11 protein-coding genes and 2 pseudogenes are annotated in these 13,319 nt (G+C 49.9%); all 13 read left to right on the forward strand.

Going from position 1 to position 13,319, the window contains the following annotated elements; genetic code table 11:
- Positions 1 to 125 precede the first annotated feature (125 nt).
- The gene (locus tag MTP40_RS07745; RefSeq protein WP_055058964.1) at positions 126 to 746 is read left to right on the forward strand and encodes a CHC2 zinc finger domain-containing protein; all 621 of its coding nucleotides are present in this window, start codon (positions 126 to 128) and stop codon (positions 744 to 746) included.
- Complete coding sequence (locus tag MTP40_RS07750; protein ID WP_055189204.1) at positions 721 to 2,112, forward strand: DNA primase family protein; 1,392 nt, start codon at positions 721 to 723, stop codon at positions 2,110 to 2,112. The genes MTP40_RS07745 and MTP40_RS07750 overlap by 26 nt, the downstream gene beginning before the upstream one ends.
- A gap of 378 nt (positions 2,113 to 2,490) precedes the next feature.
- Positions 2,491 to 3,780: a plasmid recombination protein gene (locus tag MTP40_RS07755; RefSeq protein ID WP_055058966.1), complete on the forward strand. Its 1,290-nt coding sequence runs from the start codon at positions 2,491 to 2,493 to the stop codon at positions 3,778 to 3,780.
- Positions 3,781 to 3,795: 15 nt separating this feature from the next.
- A complete protein-coding gene (locus MTP40_RS07760; protein ID WP_007488117.1) occupies positions 3,796 to 3,981 on the forward strand; it encodes a hypothetical protein in 186 nt (61 codons plus the stop codon).
- Between the two features lie 89 nt (positions 3,982 to 4,070).
- Positions 4,071 to 4,301 (forward strand): helix-turn-helix domain-containing protein, encoded by a 231-nt coding sequence (locus MTP40_RS07765; RefSeq protein ID WP_055058967.1) that lies wholly within the window; start codon positions 4,071 to 4,073, stop codon positions 4,299 to 4,301.
- The gene (locus tag MTP40_RS07770) at positions 4,282 to 5,955 is read left to right on the forward strand and encodes a recombinase family protein (RefSeq protein ID WP_442900450.1); all 1,674 of its coding nucleotides are present in this window, start codon (positions 4,282 to 4,284) and stop codon (positions 5,953 to 5,955) included. The genes MTP40_RS07765 and MTP40_RS07770 overlap by 20 nt, the downstream gene beginning before the upstream one ends.
- Positions 5,956 to 6,182: 227 nt before the next feature.
- The gene (locus MTP40_RS07775; protein ID WP_249259122.1) at positions 6,183 to 7,097 is read left to right on the forward strand and encodes a DUF6017 domain-containing protein; all 915 of its coding nucleotides are present in this window, start codon (positions 6,183 to 6,185) and stop codon (positions 7,095 to 7,097) included.
- Positions 7,098 to 7,197: 100 nt separating this feature from the next.
- The gene (locus MTP40_RS07780) at positions 7,198 to 7,668 is read left to right on the forward strand and encodes a PcfB family protein (protein ID WP_249259123.1); all 471 of its coding nucleotides are present in this window, start codon (positions 7,198 to 7,200) and stop codon (positions 7,666 to 7,668) included.
- On the forward strand, positions 7,665 to 9,473 hold the full coding sequence (locus MTP40_RS07785) for a VirD4-like conjugal transfer protein, CD1115 family (protein WP_249259124.1): 1,809 nt from the start codon (positions 7,665 to 7,667) through the stop codon (positions 9,471 to 9,473). Before MTP40_RS07780 ends, MTP40_RS07785 begins: the two co-directional genes overlap by 4 nt.
- A gap of 62 nt (positions 9,474 to 9,535) precedes the next feature.
- On the forward strand, positions 9,536 to 9,751 hold the full coding sequence (locus tag MTP40_RS07790; RefSeq protein ID WP_005922889.1) for a Maff2 family mobile element protein: 216 nt from the start codon (positions 9,536 to 9,538) through the stop codon (positions 9,749 to 9,751).
- A gap of 103 nt (positions 9,752 to 9,854) precedes the next feature.
- Positions 9,855 to 10,442 (forward strand): annotated as a pseudogene (locus tag MTP40_RS07795) (VirB6/TrbL-like conjugal transfer protein, CD1112 family); the annotation flags it as partial.
- 653 nt (positions 10,443 to 11,095) lie between these two features.
- Positions 11,096 to 12,928 (forward strand): reverse transcriptase/maturase family protein, encoded by a 1,833-nt coding sequence (locus tag MTP40_RS07800; protein ID WP_249259125.1) that lies wholly within the window; start codon positions 11,096 to 11,098, stop codon positions 12,926 to 12,928.
- Positions 12,929 to 13,030: 102 nt separating this feature from the next.
- Positions 13,031 to 13,306 (forward strand): annotated as a pseudogene (locus MTP40_RS07805) (VirB6/TrbL-like conjugal transfer protein, CD1112 family); the annotation flags it as partial.
- Between the last annotated feature and the right edge of the window lie 13 nt (positions 13,307 to 13,319).

Raw genomic sequence — 13,319 nt, forward strand, 5'->3', positions numbered from 1 at the left:
GAGTTGTCCTCCGATTAGCCTGTTTTTTGAGAAATCCGTCATAACCATAATAGAAGGAGCGAAGCACCTGCCAATCACTGCGGGTGCTTCGTGCTTTCCAGAATATTATGAACGGAGGGTTTTTTATGACAATCTATGGAACCATCAAAGCGGCAATCAGTGTCAAGCAAGCCGCCGAACACTACGGGCTGAAAGTCAACCGAAACGGTATGGCTTGCTGCCCGTTCCACAATGACAGGCATCCGAGCTTGAAGCTGAATGAGGACTATTTCTTCTGCTTCGGCTGTGGAGCAAAGGGAGATGTGATCGACCTTGTGGCAAGGTTGTTCAATATGAGCAGCTATGAAGCAGCGCAAAAGCTGGCTTCGGACTTCGGACTTGACCCGAAACCGCCCACTGTCGCAGCTATGGTCAAGCCAAAGCGTCCTTATATCCGTCAGTTCCGGGAGGATGAAATGCTGTGTTTCCGGGTGCTGACGGATTATCTGCATCTGCTGGAAGATTGGAAAGTGCGGTATGCACCCAAAACACCGGAGGAGGCTCTGGATGATCGTTTTGTGGAAGCCTGCCAGATGCACTGTCCTATCGAATATATGGCAGATGTGCTGACCGTGGGTGATCTGGAAGAGCGGGTGGCATTGGTGGACGAGCTGATGAAGGAGGGAAAAATTACTTTTCTGCAAGAGTACATCACACGAAAGAAAAAGGAGGTGGCGCACCATGGCGAAGAACCGGAAAACGCCTGATATGAATTTGCCTGTCTGGTTTGATGGGCAGAACATCAACGAAGCTCTGTTTTGTGAAGAATTTCTGCATGAGCGCAGAATCATCTTCGCAAACGGAGCTTTTTTTACGCCCGATGGTCGAGTGACGGACGATCTCCCACTGCGTGGGGAGATTTACGACAAGCTGAAATTCTGTGCCGTGAACAACATCCCCCGGAAGATCACCAACATTCTGGAAGTGCTGAAACTGGAAGCGCAAGTGCCTGACTTCCCACCGGAGCAGGATCGCATCCATGTGTTCAACGGTACGCTGCTATTGAACGGCACATTTACCGAGGGCAGACCGGCTATCGTGCGAAGCCGTCTGCCTGTTGTCTACAATCCCGATGCTCCTGCGCCCGTGATCTGGCTGAACTTTTTGAATGGACTGCTCCATGCGGAAGACATTCCCACCTTGCAGGAGTTTATCGGTTATTGCCTGATCCCCTCCAACAAAGGACAGCGCATGATGGTGATTAAGGGCAACGGTGGCGAGGGTAAATCCCAAATCGGTGCGGTGCTTTCGGCTATCTTTGGCACAAACATGAAGGACGGCAGCATCGGCAAGATTTCTGAAAACCGCTTTGCCCGTGCCGATCTGGAGCACATCCTGCTGTGCGTAGATGATGATATGCGGATGGAAGCTCTGCGCCAGACCAACTATGTAAAATCCATCGTGACAGCACAAGGCAAGATGGATTTGGAACGTAAAGGCAAGCAGAGTTATCAGGGCTGGATGTTCGCCCGGCTGCTGGCATTCAGTAACGGTGATCTGCAAGCCCTGTATGACCGCAGTGACGGATTTTATCGCAGACAGCTTGTGCTGACCACCAAGGAAAAGCCGGTGGACAGAGCTGACGATCCTGATCTTGCAGAGAAGATGAAAGCTGAAGCCGAGGGTATCTTCCTGTGGGCATTTGAAGGCTTGCAGCGGCTTGTTGCCAACAACTTTAAGTTTACGGAGAGTGACCGTATCCGGGAAAACCGGGAAGCGGTCAAACGTGACAACAACAATATCTTTGATTTCATGGATTCCGAGGGATACATCCGGCGTAAAGCGGATGCGTCCATCAGCTCCAAGGATTTCTATGAAATCTATCGGATGTGGTGCGAGGAAAATTCTCTTGCTCCGCTGAAAGCCCGCAGCTTCAGCGACGCCATGATTGCCAATGCCAAGAAATTCAATCTGGAGCATTGCAACAACATCACCAACTCAGCCGGACGGCGGGTGTGGGGATTCATGGGAGTGGAAGCCATTGCACGACCTCATATAAATGGGTTTTACGGAGATTCGCCGTGTACGTACGTACCGGAGGACATTCCGGAGGAATGGCGGCAGGTCGAGTAAATCCCATTGCTGGTATGTATGTACGCAGCAAAAGAGCGTAAAACGCTTGTTATAGAAACAGCACACATCCTCTCGTTCGGGCTGTTTCTATGTCCACAGGCGTTTGAAAAAGTGTCTGTGGACACCGACTGCAAGAGGAAGTTGACACAGAACAGCTTCATGCAGACGGGCTGACCATGGGAAAAGGCGCAGACATTTTCGCCTTGGTCAGCAGAGGTCACCGCAGTGACCGCATTCCCCCTCGGGAGAGCCCTCGGAGAGCCCACGGCACTTTGCAGCCAGTATGGATGAAAGTGTCATAGTGGGTTATTACACTTTGAAAAAGTGCCGTTCTCCAGCCTTCCGCTGTCTGCAAATCTCAAAGAAAGGAAAAATCCAATGGCAAGAAATGATGGAATAGACCGTACCGTAGCCAGAAATCAGGACTTGGAAACACCGGCTGATGTGGCGAAGGTACAGGAACACAATGAGCGTGAAAAGGACAGCTACAGCAATCAGGACATCGTGCCGGAACGTACTGCGCTGAATGTTCACTTCAAGTCTCCCACTGACGATTATGTAAAAATGTTCGAGCAGATGGAACAGGATGGCGTGATCTCCACCAGAGGTCTGAAACCGGATGCCGTCAAATACGGTGAGTTGATCTTTGATGTGAACTCTGCTTACTTCTACAATCACGGCGGCTATGAATTTGCAAAACAGTTTTATGCCGATGCCTATAAAGCCGCCGTGGAGATCGTAGGCGGTGAGCAGTATATCCTATCCGCTGTGATGCACGCCGACGAGCGCAACCAGGCAATGTCCGAAGCTCTGGGCGAAGATGTGTACCACTACCACCTTCATGTGGTTTATATCCCGGTGGTAGAGAAGCAAATTCTGTGGTCGAAGCGATGTAAGGATGAATCCCTCCGGGGAACGGTAAAGGAAACGATCACGCAGGTCAGCCGCAGTAAAAAATGGGAGTCCAAGCCGGTGCTTGACAAGGATGGTAATCCAATGTTGAACGCAAAAGGAAAAAAGATTTTGAAGTCGTCCTACAGTGTGTTGCAGGATGACTTTTTTCATTTCATGCGAAATGCCGGATATACCGATGTGGAGCGTGGAGAGCGTGGCAGTACAGAGGAACATCTGACTGTGACCCAGTTCAAGGTGCAGGCAGAACAGCAGCGCTTGGAAGCTGTGACCGGGCAGGTGGCACAGGCGAAGCGGGGGTTGGAGAATGCCAAAGCTGCCACGGAGAAACAGAAAAAGAAACTGGAAGCTCTGCAAAAGGAAACCAAAACAGCAAAGACCGTTGCTCTGACGGTGCAGGAGATTGAAACGATGGGAAAGAAAGCCACATTCGGAAATAATATCACGCTGACACCGGATGAATGCGACACGCTCAAACGCTATGCGGTCAACGGCATTATCGCCAATGCTGACAACAAGCGCTTGAAGGAGAAACTGGCTTCCGCTGAAAAGACGGTTTCCATCTGGAAACAGCGGTATGAAGCAGTAAGCGAAAAATATATGGAACTGAAACAGAAAGCCCAGCCTTTTCTGGATGCACTGGAAATTGCATCCGAAAGGGTTCGGGCTTTTATCAATTCTATCCTCATCAGAGGAAAGGAAACGCAGGAACACAAACACCCTGCCCAGAAGCGTGGACAGGATATGGAACTTTGATGGAGGAATTGCCTATTGAAGAAATATTATGAGGAAGCGAAATACAATGCGGCATTTGACCGCTGTGTGGATGTTATGAGCCAGATGCTCCAGAAGTACGGGCATCAGGTTTTGGATAAATTAGAGCAGGATACTCCACAAACGGTGGAGTGTTCCAAGGATGATAAGCAAGCGCAGCCTTTGACGGATAAGGCTGCGTAAAAATTTACAATTTACACGTTGCGTACTTGTTGCGGCTATGCTATAATATGTACGCAACGTGTATTTTTGCTTTTTTGGAGAAAAGACGAATGGATTGTAAAAACAGAATTATTAAGTTGCGTGAAAGCACAGGACTGAACCGGAAAGATTTTTGCAAGCTCGTCCATATTCCTTACCGGACTATGACCGAGTGGGAATTGGACAACCGCCATGCACCGGATTATGTGCTTAGACTTTTGGAGTATTATATCCGCAACGAGGGATTGATGGTAAAAGAAATGAGCGAAGGAGGTAGCGATTCTGAAAAAGAAGCAACTTAAATGTTATCTATATACGAGAGTGTCCACCTCCATGCAGGTAGACGGATACAGCTTGGATGCCCAGCGGGACAAGTTGCGGAAGTATGCGGCATACGAGGATATGGTCGTTGCCGGGGAGTATTCTGACGAAGGATTTTCCGGCAAGAACATCCAAGGGAGGCAGGAGTTTCAACGGATGCTGAACGACATCCAGGACTGCAAAGACGGCGTTTCCTATGTGCTTGTCTTTAAGCTCTCCAGATTTGGCAGAAATGCAGCCGATGTTCTGAACTCTTTGCAGCTCATGCAGGATTTTGGTGTCAACCTGATTTGCGTGGAGGATGGCATTGACAGCTCCAAGGATGCCGGAAAGCTGATGATCTCTGTGCTGTCTGCGGTGGCAGAGATTGAGCGAGAAAATATCCGCACACAGACAATGGCAGGACGGGAGCAAAAGGCTCGTGAAGGCAAATGGAACGGCGGTTTCGCTCCCTATGGATACAAACTGGAAAACGGAAACCTTGTCATTGCAGAGGATGAAGTGGAAGTTATCCGAGTAATCTATGATCGTTATATTCATACAAACGAGGGTGTTGCAGGAGTTGCAAAATATCTGAACCGCAATGGTTATGTAAAGAAACTAAGACAGAATAATACCATTCCGGGATTTTCAAGAGATTTTGTGAAAAATGTATTGTACAATCCTGTTTATATGGGAAAGATTGCTTACGGCAGACGAAGAACTGAAAAGAAACAGGGTACAAGAAACGAGATTCACGTGGTTGAGCAGTCGGAGTTTCCGGTTTATGAAGGACAGCACGAAGCTATCATTTCTGAAGAGGATTGGTATCTGGCACAGGAAAAGCGCAAGATCAATTCCTTTAAGCGGGAAAAGGTCAACAATCCAGACCACGCACACATCCTGTCCGGTATCTTGAAATGCCCATGCTGCGGAAAGAGTATGTACGGCAATATTGCCAAGGCTCATAGCAAGGACAAGAAAACACGGTATTATTACTACTGCAAAAATACAGTTACGCCGACAGGGCATGAGTGCAGTTTCCGGCTGAATATCGAACAGACAGAGATCAACAAATTTGTGGCGAAGATTATTTCCGCTATGGTCAACAATCCCCGATTTGTAGAAGCAATTCAAGCGAAAATCGGAACAGCGGTTGATACAGAGGATATGGAAAAGCAGATCGCCGTCCTGCAAGGGCAGCTAAAGCAAGCCTTTGGAACGAAAAGCCGCTTGGAGCGTCAGATGGATACCTTGGACATCAACGATGCCCACTATGACAGAAAGATTTTGGACTTGCAACGCCGCTATGATGAGCAGTATGATACGATAGAGGAAATCGAAGTTCAGATTGGCGAATTGCAAAGTCAGATACGCAGTATCCAGCAGGAGAAAATATCCGGCGATAACATTTATCGGCTCTTACTGGCATTTGATGAAGTCTACCATTCCGCAACAGAAGCGGAACAGAAAGAGTTTATGAAAGCCTTTATCGAGCGAATTGAGATGTTCCCGGAAAAGAGAAAAGACGGAAGCTGGATAAAGAAGATTGTATTCAATTTCCCTGTGCCTGTTGATGGCGAGGAAGTGAAAGAACTTCCCTTGGAAACTGAAACAACCGTCGAAGCGATAGTTTCGCTACAAAGAGAAATCTAGTAGAAATCCTCCGTTTTACGTTATTTTCTCGTCACGTTGTGTTCGATGGCGAGGGCGATAAACTCCGCAACAAACGCATTGAAAATCACATTACTGTTTCGGTGGTAATTGATATGGAGTGCGGAAACACAAAGAATTGAATATCTAACAATCGGCATAGCCGCAGACTTTCACAAAAAGCCTGCGGCTTTTTCTTTGCCCAAAAACAGAAAGGAGGCATCCGTGAAATGGCAGTTTTTCGGGTAGAAAAGAACAGCGGCTACACGGTCATGTCAAACCACCACCTGCGGAACCGGGCCTTGTCCCTGAAAGCCAAAGGTCTTTTATCCCAAATGCTCTCCCTGCCGGAAGATTGGGACTACACCCTGCAAGGGCTGGCCCGTATCAACCGGGAAAGCATTGACGCGATACGGCAGGCCATCCGGGAACTGGAACAGGCAGGATACATCCAGCGTTCCAGAGAACGGGACGAGAAAGGGCGGCTGCGCGGTGCAGACTATGTGATCTTCGAGCTGCCGCAGCCTGTTCCTGCATCGGTTTCACCTACATTGGAAAATCCAACGTTGGAGAATCCCACGCAGGAAAACCCTACGTTGGAAAATCCAATGCAATTAAATAAAGATAAACTAATTACAGAAAAACAAAAGAAAGAGGGATTAAATACCGATTCCATTCCTATCCATTCCCCAAACCCCTTGCCTTTGGACGAGGACGAGGCAGCGGCACCGCCGCCGGAACGGACAGGAAGCCGAAAGGAAACGGCCTATCAAATCTACCGGGACCTGATTTTGGAGAACATCGAGTATGACACCCTCACCCAGAATCCCCGGATAGACCGGGAACAGCTGGACGAAATCGTGGACATCCTGCTGGAAACGGTCTGCACTTCCCGCAAGTCCATCCGGGTAGCCGGGGACGATTACCCGGCAGAACTGGTCAAAGCGAAGTTCCTGAAACTGGACAGCCATCACATTGAGTTCGTCATGGACTGCCTGCGGGATAACACCACCAAAGTCCGCAACATCAAGCAATACCTGCGGGCCATGCTTTTTAATGCGCCCAGCACCATCAACAGCTACTATGCGTCCCTTGTGGCGCACGATATGGCGCAGCCTGATTGGGGCCGCCTGCCCAACACCTGACCGAAAGGAGTACCCATCCATGAGAACCATTTACCTGCGGCGACTGGTGGTTCCACCCTAGCCGCCGCTTTTCCGACTACTTCCCAAGGAGGGATGCTGAATGCAGGAAGAAGTCACCCAGAAAACCATTGCCCTGTCCATGAAAACAGGCAAACTCACCGCCCAAGCGTTGCAAGCTGCACTGAAAAAATACTTGCAGCACCGGGCCAAGGGGCCAAAGCTGCACCACGGCAAGCAAAGCCTGAAACAGCTGAAAGCCCACGGCGCAACCCTGACCAACATTGAAGTCACGGAGGCGAACATCGGGGCATTCAAACCCTGCGCCAAGAAGTACGGCGTAGACTTCACCTTGCGCAAAGACAAGACCACCCAGCCGCCCCACTACATCGTGATCTTCAAGGCCAAGGATGCGGACAATCTGGAACAGGCGTTCCGGGAGTTCACGGCCAAAACGCTCTCCAAGGAGCAGCGGCCCTCCATCCGCAAGGTGCTGACCGCAGCCAAGCAGAAAGCGGCCCAGCAGCCGAAACGCGCTAAAGAAAAAATCAAGCAAAGGGGGCTGGAACGATGAAGTCTGAACTGAAAAAACTGCTGGTGCTGAATCTGCCGTATCTGCTGTTCGTGTACCTGTTCGCCAAATGCGGGCAAGCGTACCGTCTGGCTGCGGGCGCGGATGCTTCGGCCAAGCTGCTGCACCTAACGAGCGACATCTCCGCCGCCTTTGCAAATCCACTGCCAAGCCTGCACCCATTTGACCTGTGCGTGGGCGTTGCCGGGGCGGTGGCTGTCCGGCTCATTGTGTACAGCAAAGGCAAGAATGCCAAGAAGTACCGCAAGGGTGAAGAATACGGCTCTGCCCGGTGGGGCACCGCCAAAGACATTGCCCCGTACATCGACCCCAAGTTTGAAAACAACATCCTGCTGACCCAGACTGAACGCCTGACCATGACCGGGCGGCCCAAAGACCCCAAGACGGCCCGGAACAAAAATGTGCTTGTGATCGGCGGCTCCGGCAGCGGCAAGACACGCTTCTATGTGAAGCCCAACCTCATGCAATGCTTTCCCACTTCTGACTATCCTACCTCATTCGTGGTCACAGACCCGAAAGGCACACTGGTTCTGGAAACGGGCCAAATGTTCCAGCGGGCAGGCTACCGGGTGAAAATTCTGAACACGATAAACTTTTCCAAGTCCATGAAGTACAACCCCTTTGTCTATATCCACTCGGAAAAAGACGTGCTGAAGCTGGTGAATACCCTTATCGCCAACACCAAGGGCGAGGGTGAAAAATCAGCAGAAGATTTTTGGGTGAAGTCGGAACGGCTGTTCTACACGGCTCTGATCGGCTACATCTGGTACGAGGCCCCGGCAGAGGAAATGAACTTCACCACCCTGCTGGAAATGATAAATGCCAGTGAAGCCCGCGAGGATGACCCGGACTTTCAAAGCCCGGTGGACCTCATGTTTGAGCGGCTGGAACAGAAAGACCCGGACCACTTCGCTGTCCGGCAGTACAAAAAGTTCTTGCTGTCGGCGGGCAAGACCCGTTCCTCCATCCTGATAAGCTGCGGTGCCCGTTTAGCCCCGTTTGACATCCGGGAAGTGCGGGAGCTGATGGAGGACGATGAAATGGAACTGGACACCATTGGGGATGAAAAGACCGTGCTGTTTTTGATTATGAGCGACACGGACACCACCTTCAACTTCATTCTCGCCATGCTTCAAAGCCAGCTTATCAATCTGCTGTGTGACCGTGCGGATGATAAATACGGCGGTCGGCTGCCTGTCCATGTACGGCTGATTCTGGACGAGTTCGCCAACATCGGGCAGATTCCCAACTTCGACAAGCTGATCGCCACCATCCGCAGCCGGGAAATCTCGGCATCCATCATTTTGCAGAGCCAGTCGCAGCTGAAAGCCATCTACAAAGATGCGGCCGAAATCATTTCAGACAACTGCGATTCTGTTCTCTTTTTGAGTGGGCGGGGCAAAAATGCCAAAGAGATCTCCGATGCGCTGGGGAAAGAGACTATCGACAGTTTCAACACCAGCGAAAACCGGGGTTCTCAAACCTCCCACGGACTGAACTATCAAAAACTAGGAAAGGCGTTGATGTCAGAGGACGAAATCGCAATCATGGACGGCGGCAAATGTATTTTGCAGCTGCGGGGCGTGAGGCCGTTCTTCTCGGAGAAGTTCGACATTACCAAACACCCGCACTACAAGTACCTTGCAGATGCGGACAAAAAGAATACCTTTGATGTGGACAGGTTCTTATCCACCCTGCGCCGGAAGCGGCAGCAGGTAGTCGCACAGGACGAAAGTTTTGACCTGTACGAAATCGACCTGTCGGATGAAGATGCAGCCGCCGAATGAGGCGGCATTTTTTGAAAAAATTTTTGAGTGCCGCAGAACAAGCGGCAGAAAGTGAGGACCTTATGGAATTTTTCAACAGTGCAGTCGATACTTTGCAGACGATCGTGGTCGGTCTGGGCGGTGCCCTGTGTGTCTGGGGCGGCATCAACCTGTTGGAGGGCTATGGACAGGATAACCCCGGCAGCAAGAGCCAGGGCGTGAAGCAGCTGGTCGCGGGCGGCGGCGTTGCCCTGATCGGCGTGACCCTTGTCCCGCTGCTGTCCGGGCTGCTGGGCTAAGTCCTGCATCGCTGCCCACAATTTTCCGAACAACTAACACTTAAAATCCTACTCCGCGCTATCCCTCTCACATGGGAGGGCGCGGGAAAGGAGGTATCTTTGCTTGATTAGTGAGATCATTGAGAAATGGATAAAAGGCATTTTGATAGATGGCATCACGGGCAACCTCTCCGGCCTGTTCGATAACGTGAACGCCAAGGTGGGCGAAATCGCTTCGGACGTTGGTTCTACCCCGCAGGCATGGAACAGCGGCATTTTCAATATGCTGCGCAGTCTTTCCGAAACGGTAGTGCTGCCCATTGCAGCGGCCATCCTTGCCCTTGTGATGTGCCATGAGCTTATCCAGATGATTACCGAAAAGAACAATATGCACGACTTCGACACCTCCATGTTCTTCCGCTGGATTTTCAAGTCTGCCTTTGCCATCCTCATTGTCAGCAATACATGGAACATCGTTATGGGTGTGTTCGATGCCACCCAGAGCGTTGTCAACCAAAGCTCCGGCGTTATCATCGGTGAAACATCCATCCACTTTGACCGCCTGATACCCGGACTGGAATTTCAGCTGGAAAGCATGACCATTGGCAGTCTGCTTAGTCTGTGGTTCCAGACCCTTGTAGTGGGCCTGACCATGAACATCCTTTCCATCTGCATCTTTCTTGTGACCTACGGCCGCATGATTGAGATTTACGGCGCGTCCAGAAGTGCTGCTTTTCATCCAAGAGCGGTGTGCGGACATTTTGGAAATTCGGCTTTAGCAAGCCGGTAAAGAAAAGTATCAAAGACGTGAAAAACGTCACTTTAGCGTCATCCGGTTTACCCCGGAGGGAAACCACAAGGGGGACAATAGCGTATCGGAAACGTTGCGAGTTGGGGAAACCATCTACCCACGACTGAGCAGCAAGACGCAACATTGTGAATGAGGAACAAGGCTAAACTGCTTTAAGGGCAGTCCGAGGCGGGATACTCGACCCGACGGCGCAGGATGGTTGTATTCGCCGTATGTCATAGCGGAATGTGACATGTAAACACAGACCGCATGATATTTATGACAGCCAGCCGCAGTAAGCGGAAAAGGACGAAAACCCACTACCGACATCACAATACGCTTTTTCCAAAGTGTCTAACTGGAGATTGCCTAAACTGGAACGCCGGAACTATCCGGCTATGCGTAATACCGCAAGGTGATAAATTCCAAGGGGTAAAAACCCAAGAAAGATGACGCTGAATATCCAGCATGGCAACGGAACCTCCGTAGTAGTCCGAGGGCGGGAAAGCCGTCTACATGGCGAAGGGAGGCAGGATATCAACCAATTCATAAAAAGGAAAGGTGCGTGAGGCATCATGAGAAGTCCTAAAAATGTGTTGGAAAGCCTAAAATCCAAGGCGTGTAACAAGAGTTACAAGTACGAGCGGTTATACCGCAACCTGTACAATCCACAATTCTATCTGCTGGCATACCAGCGGGTACAGGCGAAACCAGGCAACATGACAGCCGGAACAGACGGCAAAACCATTGACGGAATGGGAATGACGAGGATAAACTCCCTCATTGAAAAGATGCGGGATTTTAGTTATCAGCCTAACCCGGCAAGGAGAACGTATATTCCGAAATCCAATGGGAAAATGCGTCCTCTGGGGATACCGTCATTCGACGATAAACTGATACAGGAGGTGGTACGGCTCATCTTAGAGAGCATTTATGAGCCAACCTTTAGCGACCATTCCCACGGTTTCCGTATAAACAGGAGCTGTCATACAGCACTCAAATATGTACGGAAATACTTTACGGGAACAAAGTGGTTCGTTGAGGGGGATATAAAGGGCTGTTTTGACAATGTAGACCATCAGGTGTTGATTGCTATTCTGCGAAAGCGGATTGCAGACGAACATTTCATCGGCCTGCTCTGGAAGTTCTTGAAAGCCGGATATATGGAGGATTGGAATTATCACAACACTTACTCCGGCACTCCGCAAGGCTCCATCATCAGCCCTATCCTTTCAAACATCTATATGAACGAACTGGACAGCTATATGGCAGAGTACGCAGAAAAATTCAACAGCGGAAACCGCCGTAAAATCAATCCTGCGTTCAAGAAGAAGTTGGATGTCTGTCGGGGAAAAGAGCAAAGGCTTAAAAGAAATCTCTCTAAAATGAACGAGGAAGAAAAAGAGGGTCTGATTGCAGAAATCCGGGAACTGCGGCGCAGTCTAAAATCTATGCCGTATAGCGACCAGATGGATGATAGCTATAAAAGGCTTTGCTACATCAGATACGCCGATGATTTCTTAATCGGAGTTATCGGTAGCAAAGAGGACGCAGAGCAGATTAAACAAGATGTAGGTTGCTTTATCCGGGAGAAACTTCATCTGGAAATGTCCGAGGAAAAGACATTGATTACTCATGGACATGACCCTGCGAAGTTCTTGGGATATGAGGTCACAATCGCCAAAGGCGAACACAATAAAAAGACCAAAACCGGGGCTGCCAGACGTGTGAACAATGGAAAAGTTCTGCTCTATGTCCCCCATGATAAATGGGTAAAACGCCTGCTCTCCTATAATGCCCTCAAAATCAAATACGACAAACAAAATGGACACAAAGAGGTTTGGGAACCTGTCCGGCGCACCCGCCTGTTGCACTTGGACGATTTGGAAATCCTGAACCAGTACAACGCAGAAATCCGTGGATTGTATAACTACTATCGGCTCGCAAACAACGTGTCTGTACTCAACAACTTCTACTATGTCATGAGATACAGTATGCTCAAAACTTTCGCCGGCAAATATCGGACAAGAATCAGCAGAATTATCCGCAAGTACCGTCAAGGAAAAGATTTTGTTGTGGAATATCCGAAGAATAACGGCAAAGTGGGTAAAGTACTGTTCTACAATGAAGGATTCCGCCGGAATACCAAAGTCGAAAGCGGAAACCCGGACGTAGTGGCAAGAGCAGTTGAGAACTATGGGCGCAACAGCCTGATTAAAAGACTGCAAGCGAATAAATGCGAGTGGTGCGGCACAGAAAATGTGCCTCTTGAAATACACCATGTACGAAAACTCAAGGATTTGAGTGGCAGAAAACAATGGGAAATCGCCATGATTGGGCGCAAGCGCAAAACAATGGCACTCTGCGTTGGCTGCCACGATAAGTTACACGCTGGGAAATTAGACTGATATCTGGAGAGCCGGATACATCGAGAGGTGTAAGTCCGGTTCGGAGGGGAGTTCTTGGAAACCTACCATAGCAATATGGCAAGGCACCGGGTTCTTACCCTACTTGTGACCGCACTGGGACCTATCCCGCTGGCGACCATGGGCAGCAGCGAGTGGCGCAGCACCGGGCAGAATTATTTGAAGTCTTTGCTGGCGCTGGGTTTCCAAGCGTTCCTGATTATGATTGTCGTGGGCATTTACGCGGTGCTGATACGCAATATTTCGGGCGCGGCGGACATTGCCGGGGCTATCTGGGGCTGTATGGGCTATACCGTTCTGCTCTGCTTCTGTCTGTTCAAGACCGGCAGCATCAGCAAGTCCGTGTTCGGTGCCCATTGAGAAAGGAGCGTTT

Origin of the sequence: Faecalibacterium sp. IP-3-29, assembly GCF_023347335.1 — a bacterium.
Taxonomy (GTDB): Bacteria; Bacillota; Clostridia; order Oscillospirales; family Ruminococcaceae; genus Faecalibacterium; species Faecalibacterium duncaniae.

Bases quoted from the DNA above. Each gene is read 5' to 3' on its own strand.
- MTP40_RS07750 (WP_055189204.1), top strand. From the start codon at position 721: ATGGCGAAGAACCGGAAAACGCCTGATATGAATTTGCCTGTCTGGTTT.
- MTP40_RS07755 (WP_055058966.1), top strand. From the start codon at position 2,491: ATGGCAAGAAATGATGGAATAGACCGTACCGTAGCCAGAAATCAGGAC.
- MTP40_RS07775 (WP_249259122.1), top strand. From the start codon at position 6,183: ATGGCAGTTTTTCGGGTAGAAAAGAACAGCGGCTACACGGTCATGTCA.
- MTP40_RS07800 (WP_249259125.1), top strand. From the start codon at position 11,096: ATGAGAAGTCCTAAAAATGTGTTGGAAAGCCTAAAATCCAAGGCGTGT.
- MTP40_RS07790 (WP_005922889.1), top strand. From the start codon at position 9,536: ATGGAATTTTTCAACAGTGCAGTCGATACTTTGCAGACGATCGTGGTC.
- MTP40_RS07745 (WP_055058964.1), top strand. From the start codon at position 126: ATGACAATCTATGGAACCATCAAAGCGGCAATCAGTGTCAAGCAAGCC.
- MTP40_RS07780 (WP_249259123.1), top strand. From the start codon at position 7,198: ATGCAGGAAGAAGTCACCCAGAAAACCATTGCCCTGTCCATGAAAACA.
- MTP40_RS07785 (WP_249259124.1), top strand. From the start codon at position 7,665: ATGAAGTCTGAACTGAAAAAACTGCTGGTGCTGAATCTGCCGTATCTG.
- MTP40_RS07765 (WP_055058967.1), top strand. From the start codon at position 4,071: ATGGATTGTAAAAACAGAATTATTAAGTTGCGTGAAAGCACAGGACTG.